This is a genomic window from Enterococcus sp. AZ109, from assembly GCF_051714625.1.
Classification (GTDB): Bacteria; Bacillota; Bacilli; order Lactobacillales; family Enterococcaceae; genus Enterococcus_A.
In genome coordinates this window covers 117,976-140,792 of sequence record NZ_JBIOSF010000002.1, presented here as the reverse complement: position 1 = coordinate 140,792, position 22,817 = coordinate 117,976, and the positions used below count along the sequence as shown (strand labels likewise).

Annotated in this window: 21 protein-coding genes; 15 read left to right on the top strand and 6 right to left on the bottom strand. The window is 43.6% G+C overall.

Annotated elements, in window-relative coordinates:
* The first annotated feature begins 15 nt into the window (after positions 1 to 15).
* Positions 16 to 930, top strand: a complete 915-nt coding sequence (locus tag IGI42_RS17240) for an alpha/beta fold hydrolase (RefSeq protein ID WP_438717210.1) — start codon at positions 16 to 18, stop codon at positions 928 to 930.
* Positions 931 to 998: 68 nt separating this feature from the next.
* Positions 999 to 1,649: a carbonic anhydrase family protein gene (locus IGI42_RS17235; RefSeq protein WP_438717209.1), complete on the top strand. Its 651-nt coding sequence runs from the start codon at positions 999 to 1,001 to the stop codon at positions 1,647 to 1,649.
* 82 nt (positions 1,650 to 1,731) lie between these two features.
* Here IGI42_RS17235 and IGI42_RS17230 read toward each other — a convergent pair whose 3' ends face one another.
* The 3 genes from IGI42_RS17230 to IGI42_RS17220 form a co-directional block, all read right to left on the bottom strand.
* Positions 1,732 to 2,142, bottom strand: a complete 411-nt coding sequence (locus tag IGI42_RS17230) for a YjdF family protein (protein ID WP_438717208.1) — start codon at positions 2,140 to 2,142, stop codon at positions 1,732 to 1,734.
* Positions 2,143 to 2,276: 134 nt separating this feature from the next.
* Entirely contained in the window at positions 2,277 to 2,909 is a 633-nt protein-coding gene (locus IGI42_RS17225) for a pentapeptide repeat-containing protein (protein WP_438717207.1), read from the bottom strand.
* Between the two features lie 18 nt (positions 2,910 to 2,927).
* Positions 2,928 to 3,758 carry a LysR substrate-binding domain-containing protein gene (locus IGI42_RS17220; RefSeq protein WP_438717206.1) on the bottom strand — a complete coding sequence of 277 codons (831 nt, stop codon included), beginning with the start codon at positions 3,756 to 3,758 and terminating at the stop codon, positions 2,928 to 2,930.
* An 85-nt stretch (positions 3,759 to 3,843) separates the two neighbouring features.
* Here IGI42_RS17220 and IGI42_RS17215 point away from each other — a divergent pair, with 85 nt between their 5' ends.
* Entirely contained in the window at positions 3,844 to 4,848 is a 1,005-nt protein-coding gene (locus IGI42_RS17215) for a YeiH family protein (RefSeq protein ID WP_438717205.1), read from the top strand.
* A gap of 388 nt (positions 4,849 to 5,236) precedes the next feature.
* Here the strand turns inward: IGI42_RS17215 and IGI42_RS17210 are convergent, their stop codons facing one another.
* A complete protein-coding gene (locus IGI42_RS17210) occupies positions 5,237 to 6,223 on the bottom strand; it encodes an AraC family transcriptional regulator (RefSeq protein ID WP_438717204.1) in 987 nt (328 codons plus the stop codon).
* Between the two features lie 148 nt (positions 6,224 to 6,371).
* On the opposite strand from IGI42_RS17210, the gene IGI42_RS17205 reads away from it, so the two are divergent.
* From IGI42_RS17205 to IGI42_RS17195, 3 genes are read left to right on the top strand one after another with little or no spacing between them, the layout of a single operon-like run.
* The gene (locus tag IGI42_RS17205; protein ID WP_438717203.1) at positions 6,372 to 7,538 is read left to right on the top strand and encodes an MFS transporter; all 1,167 of its coding nucleotides are present in this window, start codon (positions 6,372 to 6,374) and stop codon (positions 7,536 to 7,538) included.
* A gap of 19 nt (positions 7,539 to 7,557) precedes the next feature.
* Positions 7,558 to 9,138 (top strand): alpha-L-rhamnosidase-related protein, encoded by a 1,581-nt coding sequence (locus IGI42_RS17200; RefSeq protein ID WP_438717202.1) that lies wholly within the window; start codon positions 7,558 to 7,560, stop codon positions 9,136 to 9,138.
* Positions 9,139 to 9,155: 17 nt separating this feature from the next.
* Positions 9,156 to 10,082: an ROK family protein gene (locus IGI42_RS17195; protein WP_438717201.1), complete on the top strand. Its 927-nt coding sequence runs from the start codon at positions 9,156 to 9,158 to the stop codon at positions 10,080 to 10,082.
* Between the two features lie 51 nt (positions 10,083 to 10,133).
* On the opposite strand, the gene IGI42_RS17190 is transcribed toward IGI42_RS17195, so the two are convergent.
* On the bottom strand, positions 10,134 to 10,784 hold the full coding sequence (locus IGI42_RS17190) for a DUF998 domain-containing protein (protein ID WP_438717200.1): 651 nt from the start codon (positions 10,782 to 10,784) through the stop codon (positions 10,134 to 10,136).
* Positions 10,785 to 10,856: 72 nt separating this feature from the next.
* On the opposite strand from IGI42_RS17190, the gene IGI42_RS17185 reads away from it, so the two are divergent.
* A complete protein-coding gene (locus IGI42_RS17185; RefSeq protein ID WP_438717198.1) occupies positions 10,857 to 11,789 on the top strand; it encodes a DUF561 domain-containing protein in 933 nt (310 codons plus the stop codon).
* 87 nt (positions 11,790 to 11,876) lie between these two features.
* Here the strand turns inward: IGI42_RS17185 and IGI42_RS17180 are convergent, their stop codons facing one another.
* Positions 11,877 to 12,344: an Rrf2 family transcriptional regulator gene (locus tag IGI42_RS17180; RefSeq protein ID WP_438717197.1), complete on the bottom strand. Its 468-nt coding sequence runs from the start codon at positions 12,342 to 12,344 to the stop codon at positions 11,877 to 11,879.
* Positions 12,345 to 12,466: 122 nt separating this feature from the next.
* Here IGI42_RS17180 and IGI42_RS17175 point away from each other — a divergent pair, with 122 nt between their 5' ends.
* The 8 genes from IGI42_RS17175 to IGI42_RS17140 all read left to right on the top strand — a co-directional run bounded on the left by IGI42_RS17175 (position 12,467) and on the right by IGI42_RS17140 (position 22,737).
* Positions 12,467 to 13,312 (top strand): SDR family oxidoreductase, encoded by an 846-nt coding sequence (locus IGI42_RS17175; protein ID WP_438717196.1) that lies wholly within the window; start codon positions 12,467 to 12,469, stop codon positions 13,310 to 13,312.
* Between the two features lie 286 nt (positions 13,313 to 13,598).
* Positions 13,599 to 16,187 carry a sigma 54-interacting transcriptional regulator gene (locus tag IGI42_RS17170; protein ID WP_438717195.1) on the top strand — a complete coding sequence of 863 codons (2,589 nt, stop codon included), beginning with the start codon at positions 13,599 to 13,601 and terminating at the stop codon, positions 16,185 to 16,187.
* A 128-nt stretch (positions 16,188 to 16,315) separates the two neighbouring features.
* On the top strand, positions 16,316 to 16,732 hold the full coding sequence (locus IGI42_RS17165) for a PTS sugar transporter subunit IIA (protein ID WP_438717194.1): 417 nt from the start codon (positions 16,316 to 16,318) through the stop codon (positions 16,730 to 16,732).
* A 19-nt stretch (positions 16,733 to 16,751) separates the two neighbouring features.
* Positions 16,752 to 17,243, top strand: coding sequence for a PTS sugar transporter subunit IIB (locus IGI42_RS17160; protein ID WP_438717193.1), 492 nt, complete (start codon positions 16,752 to 16,754; stop codon positions 17,241 to 17,243).
* 18 nt (positions 17,244 to 17,261) lie between these two features.
* On the top strand, positions 17,262 to 18,068 hold the full coding sequence (locus tag IGI42_RS17155) for a PTS mannose/fructose/sorbose/N-acetylgalactosamine transporter subunit IIC (protein WP_438717192.1): 807 nt from the start codon (positions 17,262 to 17,264) through the stop codon (positions 18,066 to 18,068).
* A complete protein-coding gene (locus IGI42_RS17150; protein ID WP_438717191.1) occupies positions 18,065 to 18,889 on the top strand; it encodes a PTS system mannose/fructose/sorbose family transporter subunit IID in 825 nt (274 codons plus the stop codon). The genes IGI42_RS17155 and IGI42_RS17150 overlap by 4 nt, the downstream gene beginning before the upstream one ends.
* Positions 18,890 to 18,903: 14 nt before the next feature.
* Entirely contained in the window at positions 18,904 to 21,081 is a 2,178-nt protein-coding gene (locus IGI42_RS17145; RefSeq protein ID WP_438717190.1) for an alpha-galactosidase, read from the top strand.
* Positions 21,082 to 22,737 carry a glycoside hydrolase family 13 protein gene (locus IGI42_RS17140; RefSeq protein ID WP_438717189.1) on the top strand — a complete coding sequence of 552 codons (1,656 nt, stop codon included), beginning with the start codon at positions 21,082 to 21,084 and terminating at the stop codon, positions 22,735 to 22,737.
* Positions 22,738 to 22,817: the final 80 nt, after the last annotated feature.

Here is a 22,817-nt window from a genome sequence, read left to right as displayed (position 1 = left end):
AAAGGCGGAAGAAGAATGCGTGAATCGTTCCAACTACCCTCGGCAGATCAAAAAACGATGATTCAAGGTTATTTCTGGACCTGTGATGAACCAAAGGCTGTGTTGCAGCTAAGTCACGGAATGGCAGAACACATTTTACGTTATCAAGAATTTGCAGAATATTTGAATCAACAGCAGATTGCTGTCATCGGTCACGACCATTTAGGACATGGCAAGTCGGTACAAGCTGCTAGCTACGGGTATTTCCACAATGATGAGATTGAGGATGGATTAATCAATGATTTGCATCAGGTGACCCGGTACGCTAAGGAACGTTTGCCAAACTCACCCTGTTTTTGCTTAGGCCACAGCATGGGTTCGTTTGTGCTAAGGAATTATTTGTATGAATATGCCCACGAGCTAACCGGTGCAATTTTAGTCGGGACTGGTCAACAACCAAAATGGTTAACCAAAACAGGACGACTTTTGGCTAATTGCCTTGCACAAATCCAAGGCGAAGATCACTATAGCAAATTTATCGACCAGCTTGCTTTTGGCGGCAATAATCGGCGAATTTCTCCAAAACGAACAGACAAAGACTGGTTAGTTAGTTTGCCAGAGGAGGTAGATAACTATATCGCCGATCAGCTTTGCGGCTTTTTATTTACTTTAAATGGCTATCAAGAGCTATTCTCTTTAATTATCGGAGCACAGGATCAAGAAAAAATGCGCAAATTACCGAAGGATTTCCCATTATTGTTTTTATCCGGTCAGGAAGATCCAATCGGTGAATATGGGAAAGGTGTATTGAAGGCGGCAAAGTCTTATCATGAGGTTGGCCTGAAACTTGTGGAAGTCCATCTGTATGAAAATGCACGTCATGAACTGTTAAATGAAAGGCAAAAAAAGCTAGTTTACGCCGATTTGGTCAATTGGCTGAAGAAAGCATAAGCATATTGATATTCATTTCCTCAATAAGATGCTATTATTGAAAAAATAATTTTTTTGAGGTGATCAAGATGCCAGCCCATTTTTCAATTGATTATGACAAGCAGGACGAATGGCTTCCGGTTGCCGGAATGATGCAATCGCCAATTAATATTGATACCCAGACCACCAAGGAAGCAACCGCTAAAGAAGCTTCCAGCTTAAACTTGTATTTCAACTCTTATGATCGATCTTTTTTAAATAATGGCAGTAACTTACAGCTGTTTTGTGAAGGTCAGGCACGTCTGAATGGTCGGCGTTTTTCTTTGGTTCAACTACACTTTCATACGGAAAGTGAACATGCTATTGACCATCAGCACTTTCCTTTAGAGGGACATTTTTTGTATCAGGCTTCCAATGGTCAAACAGCGGTGGTGGCTGTTCTTTATCAAATCGGACGCCATAGTCCAGCCTTTGAACAGGTACTGCAGCAATTTGATGAAGAAAAAGCTGAAGGAGAATGTATGTTGGATACATTAGTGCCGTCGGATAAGAGTTATTTCCATTATTTAGGTTCATTGACGGCGCCACCTATCATTGAAAACGTGGAATGGTACGTGCTCAAGCAGCCTATGTCTGTATCCGCTGAGCAGGTGGCAGCCTTTGAAGAAATTCATGGAAAAAATCGGCGGGACTTGCAACTGTTGAATGGTCGGACGATTCTGGAGTTTGAAGAAAAGTAAACGCGTCAGTGCCTATTATTCATAGGTGCTGGCGCGTTTTTGAGGATCATTATAAATTGAACAAGTTTACAAAGACTTTTTACTAATGCCCTCGTTTTTTCTGCCGCTTTTTCGCCTGTTTCAGCTCAAATTGTTCCTTGGCCAATTGAACCTTTTCCGCTTTATTGCGGGATTGGCGCTCCGTTTTAGATACTTCCCGTGCTTCACTCATGGCTTGTTGCGCCTTAGTGGAGACAGCAGGTTTGCGCTTTTCACGATTGATTAAGCGTTGCATCCGTTTCGGGTTAACTTTTTTGACTGTCTTAGGCTGTTTAGCCAATGGAACATTGTGCTTTTGCAGTAGCAGCGGCAATTGGTAACAGACGAAATCAAAAACTTCGCTGTCTTTTGGTTCAGGACCGAACACGTAACGGTTAGCTTGATAGTTCCCCGTTTCGTCTAGCTCGATTAATCCGCACCAAAAACTGCCATCGAAGTAAATCGTAAGCTTCAAGATGACACCTCCCTTTTTGGTTAATCAAGCAATGGACGACCCGGGAGGGAAGGCTACTGACATTTTCATGCGGTGGACTACCAACCACCTTGTGTTTTTATGCTTAAAATGAGTGTACTCGTTTTTTTAAAATTTTACAAATAGGCTTCGGCTTCTTTACGGGTCATAAAAAAATTAATTCCGCCGGTGGAATCTACCCAGCGATCGGGATTAAAATTTTTGGCTTCTACCCATTCACCACGACGATAGACAAAGTTTCCATCTGCATAAGCGACAGCCTCATCGTAATCTTCATTGGTGTACATATCTTTAATCGTTAAGACCTTGGCTTTGTCACAGCGGCAAGCATTGTTGGTTGCTGAAGTTCGGCGAGCATCGGCTGGAATTAACAATTGAACAATGCGAAAACCAAAGCATTTTTTATAGCCGATAATCGGACCAACTTCAGGACAATACATTTTGAAATACTGGGTTTGATCATCAGATATAATATCCGTCAAATTAGCACCCTCCAGCATTGAAAAATACATGTTGGCTCCTGAAATGTCAGCACCCTGCAAATTACAACCCCGCAAATCAGCACTTTCAAAGGAAGCATTTTTTAATACCGCATAAGAAAAATCACACGCAATGCACAAACAATTGCTAAAATTAGCACCCTCCAAGTTTGATTCTGAAAAATTCACCCGTTCAAATTGAATGTCATGAAAATTAGCGCCTGCCAATTGACGATAGCTGTAGTCTTGATCTGTTAAGATTGCGGCCATTTGCCCACCATCCTTTCTTTAAATGAAACGACTCCATTGTAAAATAAATGTAATACAACGAGATAGATCATCTGCATCCAGCCCTTCACGTTGTAATAAATAAAAATTCCGCCGATATCCTTCTGGAAGTTCTTCGTAAGTAATTCCCTCGGCTGCCCGTTTGGAAAGAATCGAACGACCAACACCCAGCTTCAATAACTCTCGGATTACTTCATTATTATGTACCTCTAACAACGGCGGGGTTAGATTATTTTCTTCCAAGTAACGCTTAGTATAATAGTAGACACCAGATGAAGATTCTCTTACAAGCCAAGGAGTGTTCCCGGGCTTCCCAGCTAAAACTAGTTGGTCCTCCATTAGAGTAAAACGCTGAACTTGCCCAGTAGATAAAGGTTTTTCGATAAAGCCAAGTTCAACCTCATGCTTACTGATCGCATCCAAAACCTCCATCGAATTTAGCATTCGAACAGAGAAAGATATCTCAGGAAATTTTACAACAAGTTCTTTCAAAAGCATCGGCAGCAAGTAAACCGCAAATGTATGGGAGGCGGCAATACGACAAATAGTCTTTTGATCTCGCTCACTGGACAGTTGACTTAACAAGCCGTTCCAATTTTCCAGTAAATCTAACGTTTCTTGATAAAGCAAGTCCGCTTGAGGGGTAGCAACAATCTCTTTACGCCCATTGCGTAAAAACAACATGGTCTTCAGTTCAGCTTCTAATTGCTTGATCTGACTGGAAACAGACGGTTGAGAGATAAAAAGAATTTCACCTGCTTTCGAAAAGTTCCTCGTTTCGTAAACCACGCGAAAGGTTTCCAATAATTTGAACAAGGTAATCACTTCCATTCATATATCCTATAGTAACTATTATAACAATCATTCCTAAAAATAGTTAGAGCGAGGTATAATCAACTATGGAAAGGATGATTGCATGAATAAACAAAAAAATAATCAAATTTTACCTGGCATACTGCTCTCATTTTCGGTTGCCGCAATTAGCAAAGGGTTGGCCCTATTTTTTCCTGAAATTGGCGGAGCAACCATCGCAATTTTATTAGGTATTTTACTAGGGAATACCTTTTTTCGCCAGCCTGCATTAGCTGCTGGAACTAAATTTTCAGAAAGTCGACTTTTAGAATACTCGGTTGTTTTACTTGGATTTACGGTAACGTTTCAAACGATAAGCGAGATTGGTGTGACAGGCGTAGCATTTGTCATTCTTCAAATGACGATTACGATTGGTTGCGCTTATTGGATTGGTCGTAAGTTAGGCTTCGGTGAAAAGCTAGGCTTAATGATGGCGGGGGGAAATGCAGTCTGTGGATCTTCGGCAATTGGAGCGATTGCACCAGCCATCGGAGCAAAAGATGAAGAAAAAGGGCAAATTATTACTTTGGTGAATCTTTTGGGAACAGTGATGATGCTGACGCTGCCGTTTTTAGGATTGGCACTTTTTGGCGATGATTTATTAAGCAAAAGTGCTTTGCTAGGTGGGACTTTGCAATCAGTTGGTCAAGTAGTTGCTGGTGCAAGTTTGATTGATGCCGCAACAGTACAATACGCGATGTTGTTTAAAATTATGCGTATTATGCTGCTGGTAGTAGTGGTCTTTCTTTTTGAACAAAAGATTAAAAGGAGTTCAGAAACTTCAGCTCCTTCAGAAGTAAAAGGAAAAAAACTACCTATTCCTTGGTATGTCCTAGGCTTTTTGATCGCTTGTATCTTAAATAGCTTTGTATCTTTGCCGGAAATTCTAGACACAAGTGCTCATTTTATTAGCACCTGGTTTGAAACGACTGCCTTGGCAGCGATTGGTCTACGTTTGGATTTCAAAAAGTTTTTAAAAGAAGGACCGCGCTTTTTGATTTATGGACTTTCTGTAGGAACTGTTCAAACAGTAGCAGCGATTTCTTTGATTTTCTTACTGCATATATAACCAAAGAGCCTAGTGAACCCAATTACGTTCGCTAGGTTTTTTGGTTATCGAGGTTGTGACAGAAGTGACGCATTGCCTTTGGACACTAGTGTAGCGATGGTGAGAATCATAGGTTCGTTTACTAATTTAAAAAATTTATTTTCAATTTAATTAAGACTCGCTTTATATAAATTAATGGAGTGTTTTTCTTCCCGCTGTTATGCGTATTTATGTGCATCATTGCTGAAAATTGCAATGGGATTTTTTTGTCAAGTGTATCAAAAAAAGCAGATTATTTAAATAAAGTATAAAACCTGAGTCCAGCAGTTTCACTCACTGACTCTAGCTGATTGGCTTTACTACGGTATTTTTGCAAAAGCAGATATTCTTTATCCTTTAAGTTCCATAATCAAACCTCGTTCTTCCGTTCACTGAACTGCTTGCGGTAACTGCTGGGAGACATACCCAAATAATTTTGGAATAGCCGGAACAGAGAAGGCGCACTTTTAAAGCCTAACATCTCAGCAATCACAATATTGGTATAATCCGTTTTCGTCAGCAGGTTTTTGGCAATCGTCAGGCGTTTTTGATCGATCAGTTCTTGGAAGGTGCACTCAGTGATCGTCTTAATTTTGTTGCCTAAGTAATTCGAGTTATACCCAAAGTGTTCTCCTAAACTATGGAGAGTGACGCTATCATAGTGATCGTCAATGTATTTCAAAATAGGCAAGATCTCGTCATTTTCTGCGGTTGACGGATGAACCTCGGCTTCGACGGCCTCTGACAGCTCAGGTAAAAGCAGCGAAAGCAGGGAAGTAAGAGCATGATTTTTATAGCGGTCATTGCTAAGATTTTTCATAATCAGACTGTCTAGTAGATTAATGGCGTAGGGATTATCTGCCAGGTTGAAAACGATATAGTTATTATGGAAGGCTTCGCTTTTTGACGCGTTAAATAGAAAACTGGTGGCCAAATTTTCCGAAGTGGCAATATAGGCCAGCAATGAATCCATGATGGTATCATCCTTAATCAAAATGTTGATGATAATATCTTCCTCGCCAATGTAGTCAATTTCCTGATCAATGTCTTTGTCCATCATCAGCACCTGATGCTTAGATATCGTTATTTTTTCTCCATTGATGTATTGGACGCAGCTGCCAGAATACACATAGTTTAATTCCACGAAGCTGTGCTTGTGAATCGGCATATAGGAGAAACGATGATGCTTGTTAATGAAAATATCGTTGTCTTTGAAGAAATAATGCTGAGGTAATTCCGGTACTCCATCTCCGTGGTAATAATACTGTATATCGTTAATGTTCTTTCCGTCGATCTTTTGTCTTTCCTCGATTTCATCATAAGAAAACAGGATAGAATCCAAGTAATCATTCGCCATTCTAGTCAATCCTCTCTTAATCCTACTCATATAGAATCTGTAAATACGCATTGATTCATATAATATTCCTATATTGTAGCGCTTTCGGATAGCGATTACAATAGGAGTACGCAATGGATAAACAAACGATTTCAAGGAGGAGTTTTACATGAGAAAAGGTTGGATAACTAAAATTGCACTTTTATCCATTTCATTAGTTCTAACATCAGCAGGGGCGATATCAGGGAGTATTCCTTCGCTGGCGCAGCAATTTCCTAATGAACCATTGTCATCAATCGAGCTGTTGACAACAATACCAGCACTGATGGTTGTTATTTTTGTTTTGTTAAGCGATTTAGTAGCCAAAAAAATCGGAGCCAAGCAAACCGTTTTGGTGGGTTTGGTCATTGCTTTAGTCTGTGGTGTAGTGCCGGCTATTTCGGAAAACTTTACCGTGATTTTAGTGTCTCGGGCCGGATTGGGGATCGGTTTTGGTTTGTTTAATTCACTGGCAGTCAGCTTGATTGGTGCCTTTTATGATGGCAACGAACGGGCCAGTATGATTGGCTTTCAAAGCGCCTTTCAAGGATTAGGAGCTGCAGCCATGACCTTTGTGGCAGGGCATTTATCGAAGCAAGGCTGGCAGCCGCCCTTCTACATTTACTTAATCATCTTACCAATCATTGCCTTATTCGCATTATTTGTGCCAATGCCGCCAAAAGTTGAAAGTCAAAGAAATCAGAAATCGGCTAAACCGAATTTATCAGTGGTCTTGTGGGCATTGTTTTTACTGGCAATCATGATTATTTACATGGCAGTGAATGTGAAAATATCACTGTTGATTACCTCTAGACAAGTGGGCACTGAAGCCACAGCCAGCGGAATTTTAGGGATTATGTCAATTGGAAGTATGCTGACGGGCTTTGTTTTCGGCAGTGTGTTTAAGCGGTTGCAGGAACAGATTTTACCAGCCTCATTACTAATCATGGGCATCGGCTATCTGTTGATTACTTTTGCGGATCAACTGGCGATTATCGCCGTGGCTAGTGTGTTAACCGGCTGCAGCTTTTCGATGTTTGTTCCTTATTTATTCAATAAAATTGCTATCGTGGCACCTAAGGGATCGGAAACCTTGTCGACTTCCTTGCTGCTGGTGGGGGCGAACCTAGGATCTTCTTTTTCTCCTTATGGCTTGAAGTTAATCAGCTTCTTCGCTCCATCGTCCATGGCAGCGATCGCCGCACCATTTTTCACAGGCGGCCTCATTTTAGTCTGCCTGGCTGTCGTTTTCTTCGTGGCCAACACGGCCAAACAGAAAAAAGTTGTTAACTCATAATAGAAAGCAGGGAAAAACTATGACAACACAAGTTCAAATCAATCGCGACGTGAAATTTTTACACAATGAGGAGCTGTTAGCTAAAGCAGAAACCAATAAACCAATGATCCAGCAAACCAAACGAGAAGCAGTTGGTCTGGTAATGTTGCAGGAGGACCAGCAGGCTTTAAGCGGCTGGGGAATGGCTGCAGCAGAGCAGAAGATTGCCGAGTTAAGCAGCATGCCAGTTGATAATGGCGAGAGCTTCATTCTTGATTTTGGTGACCATTATGTAGGCAGCTTTGGAATTGATATTGACTCCGTGGGTTCGCCGATGGATGCACCTTTGTATCTGCGACTGCGCTTCGCTGAAGTGCCGGCTGAGCTTGCCGCCAATTCAGAAGATTATGATGGCTGGTTAAGCCGTTCGTGGATTCAGGAAGAGTTCATTCATTTAGACGAGCTGCCTTATCAGCTAGTAATGCCAAGACGCTATAGCTTCCGTTATGTAGAAATCAAGGTAATTGCTACTTCTCCAAAATGGCAGGCAGTCTTTAGTAATCCATACGTTATCAGTGAGACATCCGCTACCACAGAAGCCTTGCCGCAAATAACCGTGGCCGATCCTGAGCTGCAGCGCATTTATGATGTCAGTGTGAAGACGCTGGAGGATTGTATGCAGGATGTTTTTGAAGATGGCCCTAAGCGGGATCGTCGTTTGTGGCTGGGGGATTTGCGCCTGCAGGCCTTGGCAAATTACAGTACCTTCGGCGATCTGGAATTAGTGAAGCGCTGCTTGTATTTGTTTGCCGGAATGACTACTGAAGAGGGAAAAATTACTGCTAATGTGTTTGTAAAACCTCGTCCGATTCAAGATGATACTTTTTTGTTTGATTATAGCTTGTTCTTCATTTCCAGTGTCTATGATTATCAGCAGTTTACTCATGATCGAGAGCTATTGGCGGATGTATACTCAGTGATGAAGAAACAAATGGATCTGTCGTTGGCTCAAATGACCGCCGCAGGTGAAATGCAATTTACTGCGGATTATCCGGTGTTTATTGACTGGTCCTCGGCTTTTGATAAAACCACCGCCGGTCAAGCCATTACTATTTATGCTTTGAAGCAGTTTATCACTTTGACTGAAACGATGAAAAAGGATGCCTCGGCTTATCAAGAAGCTTTAGACAAACTCATTCACTATGCCCAGCATGAATTATTTGATCATGAACAACAGCTGTTTGTTTCTGGGGAAGCTCGTGAGTACAATATTGCCAGCCAAGTATGGATGGTCTTAGCTGGGGTATTCTCTCAAGAACAGAACCAGCAAATTATGACTGCTACGTTAGAGCAGCTGTTTCCAATTACCGGCATTGCCACACCTTATATGTATCACCATGTGGTGCAGGCCCTTTTTGAAGCGGACCTGGCTGACGATGCGATTCAGCTGATGAAAACCTATTGGGGCAAAATGATCGAAATGGGGGCGGACACCTTTTGGGAGGCCTTTGATCCCAACGATCCCAATTATTCGCCTTATGGCAGCACCATCATCAGCAGCTACTGTCATGCCTGGAGCTGCACTCCGGCTTACCTGATTCAAAAGTATCTATTAAATTAAGAAGGACTGGTTTACTCATGAGTAATTACCTAAGCATCGATATTGGAGGAACAAATATTAAGTACGGCGTGCTGGATCATTCCGGCAATTTAACGGAATGCAGCTGTCTGCCGACACCAGTGAGCGGCTTGGAGGAATTTTTAGAGGCTGTCTATCAGCTTGCTGATCCTTATGCTGGCTTCATTCGCGGCATTGGTGTCAGTGTCCCGGGCAAGGTAGAAACGAAAACCGGTACCATCTATTTTGGTGGATCGCTGCCTTTTCTGGACGGTGTTTGTTTAAAGGAGCTGCTGGAACGAAGATATCAGCTGCCAGTGGCTGTTGAAAATGATGGGAAAGCTGCTACCTTAGCCGAGATCTGGTTAGGCAGTCTAAAGGATATCGATACCTGCGCTACCTTAATATTAGGGACGGGGGTCGGCGGCGGTATTGTCGTCAACGGAAAGCTGCTAAAGGGTAGTCATTTTCAGGCAGGGGAGTTAAGCTTCATGATTAATGAAGACCACCTTTCCGGTATGGACAAGCTGTTGGGTGTCAACGGGTCGGCGGTCAATATGATCGAAGCCATTGCCAAACAGCTGAATCTGCCGGATAAGAAGGACGGTAAAGGAGTCTTTCAAGAACTGAATCAGGGAAATTCGCTAGCGCTGCCGTTGTTTACTCGTTATTGTCATCGGCTAGCAGTTGCCATTTTAAACATCCAAACGGTAATTGACGGCACTGCTTATGCCATTGGCGGCGGCATCAGCGGTCAACCATTGGTGGTAGAGACAATCAATCAGCAGTATGATCAATTACTTGATGAGCTGCCATTGCTGAAGCAGACTTTTGTCCGGCCAGTGATTAAAAAAGCTAAATTTGAAAATCAGGCTAATTTGTATGGAGCAGTTTACAGTTTGCTGCTGGCGCTGGATCAAAATGAAGCGGTAGTGAGTATTTCGTAGTAAAAAAAGTACCGATGTCTGATGAGTTCTGTCAGACAGCGGCTCTTTTTGCTATTCAAACCCTAAAAACAAATAAACTCCCAAAACAGCATTAAACCCAGTCGCCGCAAAAACACTAAATCGTTCGACAATTCCAAAGTAGGCAGGCGGAACAGTTCCCACACCAATTGCTCCCACCATCATCAGTAAGAAGGCTGCAGCTGCCCAGACGGCTAACGAGCGATAGTGCTTACTGCGAAACCCGCTAACGATAATCGTCAACAGGGAGACAATCGAAAGCAATACCACCAGGATTGTTACCGCAGCGTGCATCGCGTCCTGCAGATTGCCGGCATAACCGCTTTCCGTCAGCGGAAACATCATATACCCCACCGTGGAAACCCAGTTCATTGCCGCAAAAAGATAGATTCCAATGCGCAATCCTTTGGTGAGCTTTCCTTGAATAAAGACACAAACCATCATAATCGAAAGTATGCCGCACACGCCATACAACGATGAAAGCTGATTCCACAGCAGCAACGACGGCGAACTTGAGGCGCTCAAATCACTCACTGCCTGAGCCATCCAATTGTACCCTGGATATGCCAGCGGGCTGAATACCACCGCCGCTGTATAAGAAAGCAGACTGACCAATCCCAATAATCCTAACCAATTAATCAACTGTTTTTGCATTTTTTCTCCTTTTTGCTTCGTTTGTTTCATTATACTAAAACAGCACCGCAAAAAATAGTCGTGTATAATGGTAACTGTAAGAGAAGGGAAAGGACGAAATTTATGACAGCGATCACTGAATTATTCAATCTAAAATACCCTGTTTTCCAAGGAGCTATGGCTCAAATTTCCCGCCACCAATTGGCAGCCGCCGTTTCCAATGCTGGTGGGCTAGGCATTATTGCTTCCGGTGGTATGAGTGCTGAAGAACTGCGAACAGAAATCCGAGACTGCCAAAAACTGACGGATCGGCCATTTGCTGTTAATTTGATGCTGATGGCGCCAAACGTGCCTGAATTAGTCGACATTATAATAGAAGAAAAAGTTCCAATTGTAACCACTGGTGCTGGAACACCGAAAAAATATATGCCGCAATTAAAAGAAGCAGGAATTAAAGTTGTGCCCGTCGTGCCTAGTGCCAAATTGGCTAAAAAGATGGAAGATTTAGGCGTGGATGCTGTCGTGGCAGAAGGATCAGAAGCTGGTGGACACATTGGTGAGCTTTCCACCATGGTGTTGGTTCCTCAAGTGGTGCAAGCGGTCAATATTCCAGTGATTGCGGCCGGCGGGATTGCCAACGGACAAGGCATGGCAGCAGCATTAGCTTTAGGTGCTCAAGGAATTCAGATGGGCACGGCCTTTTTACTAGCAGAGGAATGCCCTATTCCAGATAACGTCAAAGAATTCGTGGCGAATGCCGGCGAGCTGGACACAGTAGTAACTGGCCGCAGCGGTGTTGCTCCGGTGCGCAGTCTCAAAAACAATATGATCGCCCAATACCAGCAATGGGAAAAGGAAGACATGCCCTTTGAACAGCTGGAGAAACTAACTCTAGGCTCGGCCCGCAAAGCGGCCGCCGGCGATATCGAAAATGGTTCAGTGATGGCCGGGCAGATTTCCGGGCTGGTTCATAAGATTAAACCAGCGCAAAAGATTATTGAAGATGTAGTGATGGAAGCCAATGAAACCATTAAGCAATTGACCACAATCCTTTAACAAAAAAAGTGCTAGACAGTTTGCGACTTCAAACAGTTAGTTCAACGCTAACCAGCTGAAGATTGCAAAAACGTCTAGCGCTTTTTATTATAGAAATTTCGCCAGCAACTCGCGATTTTCTGGTCGTTTTTCGGTTTCTTGCAAGGCTAGCTTTTGCAGCAGAGAGTCTAAGGTGATTTTTTTCATCTCCGCTTCAACGGTGGCCTGTAGCTGACTATAGGTTTCGGTCAATACATCCTGAATATTGGCTCCGACGACACACGCCGGGTTGGTTTTGGGATCGACTTGGATTAGATTCGTTTCCCCATCGATACTGCGATAAATGTCCAGCAGGGTTATTTCTTCTGGCGGCTTTGCCAATGTTGGTTGAGCCTTACCAGTTTTCGTCAAAATCAGACCAGCTTTACGCAGGCTGCTCATAATTTTTCGCACGTTGGCTGGGTTGGTTTCAATGCTGCGGGCGATCATTTCGCTGGAAAGAAACTCGGTCTGCTGGTAAATTTCGATGTAAGCCAAAATATGAATGGCGTCACTAAACTGCATCGAGTACTTCATTTTTTTCCTCCTTGTAAATAAATCTCTTGACTTATTGTAGCACAACCGATAAGCTAAAGGTGTAAATTATAAATGTACAGCTAGACGATTTACAAAAAAATAAAGGATTAGGAGTGAAGAAAATGACATACTTAGTAACAGGAGCAACCGGTGAATTAGGTGGGAAAGTGTTAAATTATTTGAAGGACTTGGTTCCAATTGAAGAAATCTTTGCCTTGGCACGCAGTGAAGAAAAGGCAGCACAACTGAAAGAGACAGGCTTCCAGGTACGGATCGGTGATTATAGCGATTCAGACTCATTGGAAAAAGCCTTGGCTGGGATCGACCGTGTATTGTTAGTGTCTGGGGCACCTGGAAATCGCCAAGCAGAGCACGAAAACGTAGTAAACGCCGCAAAAAAATCAGGTGTATCATTTCTGGCTTACACTAGCCTGGCCAATGCGGTGGAATCAACTAGTTCTTTAGCTGATGATCATGTGTATACCGAAAAAGTGATTGCGGCATCAGGAATTCCTCACACCATCTTACGAAACAATTGGTATTTGGAAAACGAAGTACCCTTGCTGCAAACAGCTTTAGCCAATGGCAAATTTGTCTATGCTGCTGGAAATGGTAAAACCGGCTGGGCGTTGCGCCGAGAATATGCGGAAGCAGCTGCAAAAGTGTTGGCCGGAGCGGATGCACCGGAAATTTTAGAGCTTTCAGGCACACCGATTACTTATGAAGAGCTGGGACAAGCGTTACAAAAGGTGACGGACAAAGAAATTGAGATTACTTCAGCCGATGATCAAGGGTTTGTCGAAAATCTAACAGCTGGAGGTTTACCGAAGGAAGTTGCCGAGGTCTTCTTAGGCTTCCAAAAGGATATCAGCAATGATGTATTGGATGTGGCTTCAGATGATTTTGAAAAAGTTTTAGGACATCCATTGAGCAGCAGAGAAGAAGCAGTAAAAGAATTGATTGGTTAAATGATAAACGTTCATGATGCTAGTAATAGCGTCGGGACGTTTTTCTTTTAATATAGTTCACGGAGAAGGCGAAAGCGTTAGCCAATGCATCATCTTTTTGACCGGTCCGTTGATTATTTGGGGATCTACAGCATTTCGGCCGAGACGAGCCACACTCCACAACTTTGATGCGACTAGTAAAACAGGTATCGATCTTCAACCAACTCTGTGTTTTAATAATAGTAATGAGAAATGCAAGCAAGTTAAATATTAGATTCCCAACGAATAGAAAAAGGAGTTGGTTTGAATGAAGCGATCCCGTTACGTAGTACTGGATCATTTAAAGGAATTAGTACAGCTTCAGGCGCAGGTGACCACCAACGACGTAGCCGAGAGCACCAATCTCAGCCGCAACGTGGTGACAACCTATCTTTCCCAGCTGTTAAACGAAGGCTTAGTGGAAAAAAGCGGCACTCGGCCGGTGTACTGGCAACCAATCACCACGACCACGAAAAAGGAGGCGTTTGCGGCCTTTATTGGAGCCAACGGCAGCTTAAAGGCAGAAATTGACGAATGCAAGGCGGCGGTGACCTATCCGCCGAAAGGATTCCCGATTCTAATCACCGGTGAATCAGGGGTAGGGAAGAGCTACTTGGCTTCTTTGATCCATCAATATGCCGTTGAAGAAAAAGCTATCGCTGCCGAGGCGCATTTTGTAACCTTAAACTGTGCCGATTATGCCAATAATCCGGAGCTGTTATCCTCGGTGCTGTTTGGTTACCGCAAGGGTGCCTTCACCGGTGCTGATCAGGATACAGAAGGCTTAGTGAAACAAGCGGATGGCGGCTTCCTCTTTTTAGATGAGGTCCATCGCTTAAACAGTGAAAATCAGGAGAAATTGTTTACGCTATTGGATTTGGGACAATACTATCCCTTAGGTGAAAAAGAACAAGCGGTGGAAGTAGATTTACGCTTTATTTTCGCAACCACAGAATCGCTGGATGAGTCGCTGCTGCGAACCTTCCGCCGACGGGTGCCGATGACGATTCAATTACCGGCTTTTCATGAGCGGCCGATTCATGAGCGCCTGGAAATTACCTTCGACAACTTTGTGCGGGAAGCTGGCAACCTGGACAAGGATTTTGAAGTGGGCTTAGCTGAAGTCTTTCAATTAATTAATCAGCACTACAAGGGAAATCTCGGTGATTTGAAAAATCGCGTGCGCCTACTGTGTGCTCGGGCCTTCATGGAACAACAAAACGAGCCGGTGATTCAGCTAGGTGAGTCTGATGAAGGGGTCATTCAGCTAGATAAAGACACGGTCTCTGCTAAAATAACCGAAGAATTGTTTGAGCACAGCTTCCAGCAGCTGCTAGATGAGGTTTTTGTGGCGGAAAAAATCGGTGACATGAACGAGTGCCGCTTCTTGATTCGCAAGGAACTGAAAAAAATTCGCCGCCAGCTGCAGTCTAATCAACTGAATGCACTAATTATCGATACTTTTACGCAGAAATTGCTGCAGCAGATTACGATGTTCAAAAATCGCTACGGCATTTTCAATTCCCTTACCGAAGAAGAGGTTCAGGAAGCAGCTTTGGTCCTGTCGCTGTTTCTTGAAGCCGAGCAGGCCGCCATTGACAAAAACCTGGTTGGGAAAATTAAAGCTGCGTATCCCCGTTCCTTCTATTTAATTGGCGAATTGGTGGAGTCGCTGCAAGCGACTTTTGCGATTGCGGAAGCGGGGAAAGAGGTGCTGCAGGGCCTGCTACTGTTTGTCCTTTTAGGAGAAGAGTACCAGCAGATTGAAGAGATTCCCTTTTTCTGCTTGCTCTTGTCTCATGGCAGTATGGCCTCCAGTATTCAAAAGGTAGTCAACAGTCTGTGCCAAAATTATTTGTTTGAAGCTTTCGATATGCCGATTGATGCTTCCATTAAGGAAATCAGTGTTGAAGTAGAGAACTTTTTGCAAAAGCAGAATCGGCGAGATCAGGAAGTCATTTTGCTTTTTGACATGGGTTCTTTAAGCCAAATGTACAAGGAAATCAAAAAGCAATCGGATGCCGATTTGATGGTTATCAATAATCTGACCACTTCCATGGCCTTGGATATCGGTCTGCAGGTTCAGCAAAAGCTGCCTTTTAAGGAAATTGCCAAAAAGGCCGAAAGCTACAGTGAGCTGACCAATGTCCAATATTACGAAGGCCTGTCGCAAAACCGCAACATTATCGTTTCCTGCATGTCCGGCGCCGGCTTATCAGAGGAAATCAAACGGATCATGATGGATTGCTTGGCAGAAGATACCGAAATTATCACGATGGATTACAAGGATCTGAAGCAGACCTTGAATTCTCACGATCTGGCTTATTTTGCCAATACCCAAATGATTTTGACGACTACTGATATTGATTCCTTTGAGGAGATTTCGATTATCAATATTTATGACGTGATGGAGCCAGAAGGAGCCCAGCAGGTGAAAAGCTTGCTGATGCAAAACGGCGAATCGGCAACCGCCTGCAACAAGCTGCTGGAACAATTCCTGCAATTCTTCACCATCGAAGGCATCGGTGCTCGGCTGCAATTTTTGAATCCAGAGATTGTCATCAAGGAGGTTCAAGAAATCGTCGAAAAGTACGAGCAGTATTACGAACTGACTTTAACTGGTCGGGACAAGCTAAACTTGTACATGCATATTGCCTTGATGATTGAGCGAACGATGGTAAGTTCAAGAAAAGGAGAGGAGCTGTCTAATGAGGAGGATGCTCGTGATCCTCAGCGGAAGGAATTTTACTCGGTATCGAAGAATATTTTCCATGCGGTAGAGAACAAATACAATATCTTTGTGGATGATTATGAATTGTCGTTAATGTATGAACTGCTTAGAATACGATTTGAATAGCTGAATGCTTAAAAATAGTGCTTAGTTTGTTAAGCACTATTTTTTTGTGCTTAACACCCCGCATCAGACTAAGCACTAAAAAGTTGGCACGCTACTTGCTTATATAAAGATGAGAAGGAGGGGACGAGATGACCAAGTTTGCTATCGCAACCCACGGGAATTTTGCCAAGGGCTTACAAAGTACCTTAGAATTATTTATTCCCAACCAGGAGATCGCGTTTTTATCCGCCTATGTGGAGGATGAGCCGCCCATTGATGAACAGCTGGAAGATTTTTTTAACGAGTTGCCAGAGGATGAATTAGCCATTATTTTTACCGACTTGTTTGGCGGAAGCGTCAACCAGAAAGTTTTACTAGCCAGTGAAGGCAAGCAGGTGCAGATTATCGCAGGCTTTAACTTGCCAGTTGTGTTAGAAGTGGTGCTGAACAAAGACCAGTTAACACCTGAAAACCTGGCCCACTATTTAGAAACTAGTAAAGATGCAATGCAGCTAGTGACACCGCAAGTCGAAGAAACCATTAGCGAAGACGATTTCTTCGCTTAAATAAAAGGAGAGAATACACATGATAAAAGCATTACGGGTAGACGAACGATTAGTACACGGACAGATCGCTATGGTCTGGTCAAAGGAATTAAAACTAAAGGGACTGGTAATTGCCAACGATGAAGTGTCTAGCAACGACACCCAAAAAATGGCTCTGCAAATGGCGGTACCAAGCAATGTCAAATCGATTATCAAAGACATCGACGGCGCAGTGAAGCTGCTGCAAAATCCTAAAGCCAGCGAAATGAATCTAATGGTCTTAGTGAAAACCGTTGAAGATGCCGTAAAAATTGCCAAAGAAATCTCAACGATTGAATACGTAAATATCGGCAATGCCGGCAAAATGATCAATGAACAGAAAAAGGAAATCACCAAATATGTAATGTTAACCGACAACGAAATTGCGGCACTAAAGGAATTGGTGGAGATTTATCCGGAAACAGCCTTCCAAGCCGTACCAAGTGAAGACAAGGTTTTAGCAAGCAGCATCATTAAAGATCAAAAACTATAAAAAAAGGGGCGTTACATCATGTGGGATGCATTTTTAGTAGGATTAGTCGTCTTCCTCTGTGTAGGTGGACATGAGTTAATTGGATTTTCGCTATTGTTTCGACCGATTGTGGTCGGTCCGTTTTTAGGCTTGCTGATGGGGGATTTGCAGACGGGTCTGTTGATTGGGGCCGCTCTTGAAACCATCTTTATGGGCGTCATCAATATCGGCGGCGCTTCAGCAGCAGAACCCGGCTTGGCAACGGCTTTAGCTACTGGCTTTGCCATTAAATTAGGCGGCGGCGTAGATGCAGCGATTGCCTTAGCCTTGCCAATCGGAATTTTAGGGCAACAAATTAAACTAGCAATTTATATCTTATTCAGTGGTTCCATGGCACCAGTATTCGATCGTTTAGCAGCTGAGGGCAAGCAAAAGCAATTTACCTACCTGCACTTTGGTGTTTGGGCAATTTGGTTCTTTGCCTATTCCTTGATTCCTTTCTTCGCCATGTTATTTGGAGCTAATGCCGTACAAGCGGCGTTGAACATGATTCCTGAAGTTATCATGAATGGTCTTTCTGTAGCCGGCAACTTACTGCCTGCTGTTGGTATGGCGATGCTTCTACGGATGTTGTGGGAAAACAAAATTGCTGTCTTCTTTTTCCTGGGCTTTGTCCTAGTCGCCTATATTCAATTGCCACTAGTCGCAGTAGCCGCGGTAGCTTTCGTGATTGCCATTTTAATCGCTCAACGGGATTACCAGTTAAACAAAATTGAAAAAGCAAAACCTGTGGTGGTGCAAGCCGCTGACGGGATGGATCAAGATGAGGAGGACTTTTTCGCATGAGCAAACTAGGAAACGACTTAACCCAAGAAGAGAAAAAATTAGTTCGTCAAATGTTTTGGCGCTCGCAAACCTTGTATGTGTCAGTGAATCCGGCCAAGCAGGGAGCCAACGGTTTTTGTTACTCCATGATGCCCTTCATTAATGCCTTTTACAAGGAAGAGGATCAGCGGAAAGAAGCGTTAGTCCGTCACATGTCTTACTTTAATACCACCGTACCGATGGTTTCCTTTATCATGGGGATCGCCGCTTCGATGGAAAAAGAAAATGCTGAAAAAGACGGCTTCGATGTCGCCTCTATCAATGCAGTAAAAACCAGTTTGATGGGTCCGTTAGCCGGCATCGGCGACTCGATTTTCTGGGGTGTATGGCGCGTGATCTCAGCTGGTTTGGCAGTCGGCCTGGCTACTAGCGGTAATGTGTTAGCACCGATCATTTTCCTGGCGATGTTTAACATTCCTCAATGGTTGACAAGGTATTACGGCGCTTTCTTAGGCTACTCGCTAGGCTCAAAATATATCGAGCGTCTGTATTCTGAAGGCTTAATCGGTATTTTAACCAAAGCAGCCAGCATGGTTGGTTTGATGATGGTTGGTGCCATGACTAGCTCGATGGTCATCTTCCAGACAAAACTTTCCTTTGATATGCAAGGGGAAACAGTTATGAAGCTGCAAGAAATGCTGGATCAGATTTTTGTCGGGATTGTGCCATTACTGCTGACATTGTTCTGCTACTACTTATTGAAGAAAAAAGTCGGCATTACAGCATTAATGTTAGGCATTATCGTTTTAGGAATCGTCTTGTCAGCATTAGGTATCGCATAGGAAGGAAGAAAAAAATGATTACGTTCGATGAACCAACCGGTATTTTCCATCTACAAGGAAAACAAACAAGTTACTTCATCCAAAAAAATGAGCAAAATCATCTTTTTCATCTATATTGGGGGAGTCGCTTAGAAAAGCGTCTCCCTGATTATGTTTTGAAGGAGATTAAACGGGCCAGCTATATCGCTGACGCCGATCATATTACTGAGTACAAACTGGAGCGTTTACCCCAGGAATATCCGGCCTTTGGCAATTCTGATTTGCGAAAGCCGGCTTATCAGCTGACTTTTCAAAACGGGACGCGAATTAGTGATTTTCGTTATGTCAGTCATAAGATTCTTGAAGGGAAGCCAGAATTAGAAGGTTTGCCAAGTTTGCGGGAGTCTGATGATTGCCAAACCTTGAAAATTCAGCTGCATGACAGCTATCAAAATCTCGATATGACCTTGTTTTATACTTTATATGAAGAAGGCGACATTATCACCCGCCATGTGGAGCTGGAGAATGTCGGTGAAGATGCCGTCGAGATCAACCAATTGAACAGCGCCTGTGTCGAACTGCCTACCAGTGACTTGGATTTACTTCATCTCAGCGGTTCATGGGCCAGAGAAAACGGGATTCAGCGGACTCCGTTGAGCCAATTAAACTATCGAGTGGAAAGTACCCGCGGCAGCAGCAGTCACGAGCACAACCCATTTATTGCTTTAGTGGAAAAGGAAACGACGGAAACCACTGGTTCAGTTTACAGTATGAACCTGGTGTACAGCGGAAACTTTGAAGCTACCGTCGATGTGGAAATGCAGGATGCGGTGCGAATGCAAATCGGCATCAACTCCAGTTTATTTGATTGGCAGCTGAATGCGAGTGAAACCTTTGTATCGCCAGAAGCCGTGTTGGTTTACAGTCAAAATGGGTTACAAGAACTAACTCACAAATACCATAATGCCTATCAGGAACATTTACTGCCACCGAAGTTCGCAAAAGAAGTGCGGCCAGTACTGGTGAATAGCTGGGAGGCTTGCTACTTTGATTTGCAGGAGGAATCCTTGCTGGAGCTAGCTCAGACTTCTAAAGATTTAGGTGTAGAGCTGTTTGTGTTAGACGATGGCTGGTTTGGGCACCGGGATGATACCAGCAGTTCACTTGGTGATTGGTTTGTGGATCAAAAGAAATTCCCACAAGGCTTAGAGCCGTTTATTCGTCAGATTAAGCAGCTTGGCTTGGACTTCGGTATTTGGGTGGAGCCGGAAATGATTTCCGAAGACAGCGAGTTGTATCGGCAACATCCTGACTGGTGCATTGAAGTGCCCGGACGTTTGAAGTCTTATTCACGGGGACAATTTGTTTTGGACCTGGCGAATACAGCGGTGCAGGATTATTTGATTGCAACGTTAACTGAATTAGTCCAGCGTTACGATATTGATTATGTGAAATGGGACATGAACCGCAGCATGACTGAGCCAGGTTCCAATGTGCTAACCAGCATCCAACAAAAAGAATTCTACCATCGCTATATGCTGGGACTTTATCGTGTCTTGGATCAGGTTACACAAACTTTCCCAGACATTTTGTTTGAAAATTGTGCCGGCGGTGGCGGACGCTTTGATGCGGGGATGATGTATTACATGCCGCAAACTTGGACCAGCGATGACACCGATGCCATTGAGCGCTTGAGTATTCAAGAAGGCACCGGACTGATTTATCCGGCAATTACCATGGGAGCCCATGTGTCCCAAGTACCCAATCATCAAATCGGTCGGGTAACACCTTTGAAGACCCGCGGCGTGGTGGCGATGCAAGGCAACTTTGGCTACGAAATGGATTTATCAAAGCTGCCAGCAGAAGAAAAAGTGGAAATCAAAGAACAGATTCAACAGTTCAAGGCGATCCGCTCCACGGTTCAGCTCGGCAAATTTTATCGTTTAGCGGTACCGGTTCGTGACAATGCCAAAGCTTGGCTGTTTGTTGATGACCAGCAGGTAGTCATCTCTTATGTGCAAATTCATGCCAAGCCTAATTCACCATCGAAACGCTTGAAGCTGACTGGGTTGTCGGCGAATACTCTGTATCAGCTGCCAACAGGTGAAAAGCGCTACGGTGATGAGCTGATGGCTTTCGGTGTAGCAATTGATGTAGTGAAGGAAGATTTTTACAGTCAGCAGTGGATCTTGAAAAAATTGGAGGAAGCATAAATGCAAGAGTGGTGGAAAAAAGCGGTCTTTTATCAAATTTATCCCAAGAGCTTTAATGATACGAACGGCGACGGGATTGGCGACATCAATGGGATTCGCGAGAAGCTGCCTTACTTGAAGCAGCTGGGGGTGGATGCTTTATGGATCAGTCCGATTTATTTGTCGCCTCAAGTAGACAATGGATATGACATTGCCGATTATCGGGCGATCGATCCGATGTTTGGCAACAACGAGGAAATGTATCAATTGATTGAGGAAGCCCACGCTCAAAATCTGAAAATCGTGATGGATTTTGTAGCCAATCACACCTCGGATCAATGTGTCTGGTTCCGGGAAAGCCGCAAGTCTAAAGACAATTATTTCAGTGATTTTTATATTTGGAAGGATGCTAAGGCAGACGGTTCAGCTCCCAATAACTGGGGCTCCAGCTTTGGCGGTTCCGCTTGGAGCTGGGATGAGTCACGCCAGCAGTACTATCTCCATTATTATGCCAAAGAGCAGCCAGATTTAAATTGGGAAAACCCCACAGTGCGTCAGTATATTTATGACATGATGCGCTTTTGGAAAACCAAGGGTGTAGACGGCTGGCGGATGGATGTAGTGACATCAATTTCAAAAAACTTGGATTTTCCTGATAACCCTCGCGATTTTACCACCGAGAATCAGCAAAATGGTCCGCGGATGCATGAGTTTATTCACGAAATGAATCAGGAGGTCTTGAAGCCTTTTGAAATGATGAGTGTGGGAGAGTCACCAGCAGCTAAATCCACAGATGCTCACTTATTGGTGGACCCAAAAAGGGAAGAGCTGGATATGATTTTTACCTTTGAGCATATGCATGTGGATCGGAAAAAGGGTGACGTGAATGGTCGTTGGGCCTTAAAACCGATGGATTTGCCAGCTTTGAAGAAAATTTTGGCTTCTTGGCAAAAGGAATTGCGGGGCCGAGGCTGGAATGCCTTGTATTTTGAAAATCATGACCGGGCACGGGTAATTTCCCGCTGGGGCAATGATGAAGAATACCGCTATGAATGTGCCACCGCTTTTGCGACGGTGCTGCATGGGCTGCAGGGAACTCCTTTTGTTTACCAGGGCGAAGAAATTGGCATGACCAATCCGAAATTCAAGCTGGAGGAATACGAAGATATTGAGCTGCGGGGCAATTACGATTTTTACGTCAAGCAGCAGCAGACCATCTCCGAAGAAGAATTTCTAGCAGCGGTCCACAAAATTACCCGCGATAATGCCCGCACGCCGATGCAGTGGGATGACAGTGAAAATGCCGGATTTAGTAAAACTGATCCATGGTTTAAGCTGAACCCGAATTATTCTACGGTTAATGTTGTAGCCGACCAAAAGAGTGAAAAATCTGTCTTCAAGTATTATCAACAATTAATCAAGCTGAGACACACCGAAGATCTATTAACAGAAGGCGAGTTTGAATTGCTGTACGAAGATGATCCGACCCGATTCATTTATAAACGGATACATGGTAAAACTACTTGGTATGTGATCGCTAACTTTTCGAAAGAAGAACAAGCTATGCCAACAGAGTTACAGGCTCTTAAAGGTAATTTTGTTTTAAGAAACAATCCAAAGCGCCAAACAATGCAATCAGCACTAGCTCCTTATGAAGCGCTTATATTTACCATCTAATCCGAGAAGGTTATGGTCTTAAACGACTGTAACCTTTTTGGTAATTTACCAGTATTTTTAACGAACAAAACCTATTTTTA

Excerpts from the sequence above, each read along its gene's own strand:
- IGI42_RS17240 (WP_438717210.1), top strand. The coding sequence starts at position 16 with ATGCGTGAATCGTTCCAACTACCCTCGGCAGATCAAAAAACGATGATT.
- IGI42_RS17235 (WP_438717209.1), top strand. The coding sequence starts at position 999 with ATGCCAGCCCATTTTTCAATTGATTATGACAAGCAGGACGAATGGCTT.
- IGI42_RS17225 (WP_438717207.1), bottom strand. The coding sequence starts at position 2,909 with ATGGCCGCAATCTTAACAGATCAAGACTACAGCTATCGTCAATTGGCA.
- IGI42_RS17220 (WP_438717206.1), bottom strand. The coding sequence starts at position 3,758 with ATGGAAGTGATTACCTTGTTCAAATTATTGGAAACCTTTCGCGTGGTT.
- IGI42_RS17215 (WP_438717205.1), top strand. The coding sequence starts at position 3,844 with ATGAATAAACAAAAAAATAATCAAATTTTACCTGGCATACTGCTCTCA.
- IGI42_RS17210 (WP_438717204.1), bottom strand. The coding sequence starts at position 6,223 with ATGGCGAATGATTACTTGGATTCTATCCTGTTTTCTTATGATGAAATC.
- IGI42_RS17205 (WP_438717203.1), top strand. The coding sequence starts at position 6,372 with ATGAGAAAAGGTTGGATAACTAAAATTGCACTTTTATCCATTTCATTA.
- IGI42_RS17200 (WP_438717202.1), top strand. The coding sequence starts at position 7,558 with ATGACAACACAAGTTCAAATCAATCGCGACGTGAAATTTTTACACAAT.
- IGI42_RS17195 (WP_438717201.1), top strand. The coding sequence starts at position 9,156 with ATGAGTAATTACCTAAGCATCGATATTGGAGGAACAAATATTAAGTAC.
- IGI42_RS17190 (WP_438717200.1), bottom strand. The coding sequence starts at position 10,784 with ATGAAACAAACGAAGCAAAAAGGAGAAAAAATGCAAAAACAGTTGATT.
- IGI42_RS17185 (WP_438717198.1), top strand. The coding sequence starts at position 10,857 with ATGACAGCGATCACTGAATTATTCAATCTAAAATACCCTGTTTTCCAA.
- IGI42_RS17180 (WP_438717197.1), bottom strand. The coding sequence starts at position 12,344 with ATGAAGTACTCGATGCAGTTTAGTGACGCCATTCATATTTTGGCTTAC.
- IGI42_RS17175 (WP_438717196.1), top strand. The coding sequence starts at position 12,467 with ATGACATACTTAGTAACAGGAGCAACCGGTGAATTAGGTGGGAAAGTG.
- IGI42_RS17170 (WP_438717195.1), top strand. The coding sequence starts at position 13,599 with ATGAAGCGATCCCGTTACGTAGTACTGGATCATTTAAAGGAATTAGTA.
- IGI42_RS17165 (WP_438717194.1), top strand. The coding sequence starts at position 16,316 with ATGACCAAGTTTGCTATCGCAACCCACGGGAATTTTGCCAAGGGCTTA.
- IGI42_RS17160 (WP_438717193.1), top strand. The coding sequence starts at position 16,752 with ATGATAAAAGCATTACGGGTAGACGAACGATTAGTACACGGACAGATC.
- IGI42_RS17155 (WP_438717192.1), top strand. The coding sequence starts at position 17,262 with ATGTGGGATGCATTTTTAGTAGGATTAGTCGTCTTCCTCTGTGTAGGT.
- IGI42_RS17150 (WP_438717191.1), top strand. The coding sequence starts at position 18,065 with ATGAGCAAACTAGGAAACGACTTAACCCAAGAAGAGAAAAAATTAGTT.
- IGI42_RS17145 (WP_438717190.1), top strand. The coding sequence starts at position 18,904 with ATGATTACGTTCGATGAACCAACCGGTATTTTCCATCTACAAGGAAAA.
- IGI42_RS17140 (WP_438717189.1), top strand. The coding sequence starts at position 21,082 with ATGCAAGAGTGGTGGAAAAAAGCGGTCTTTTATCAAATTTATCCCAAG.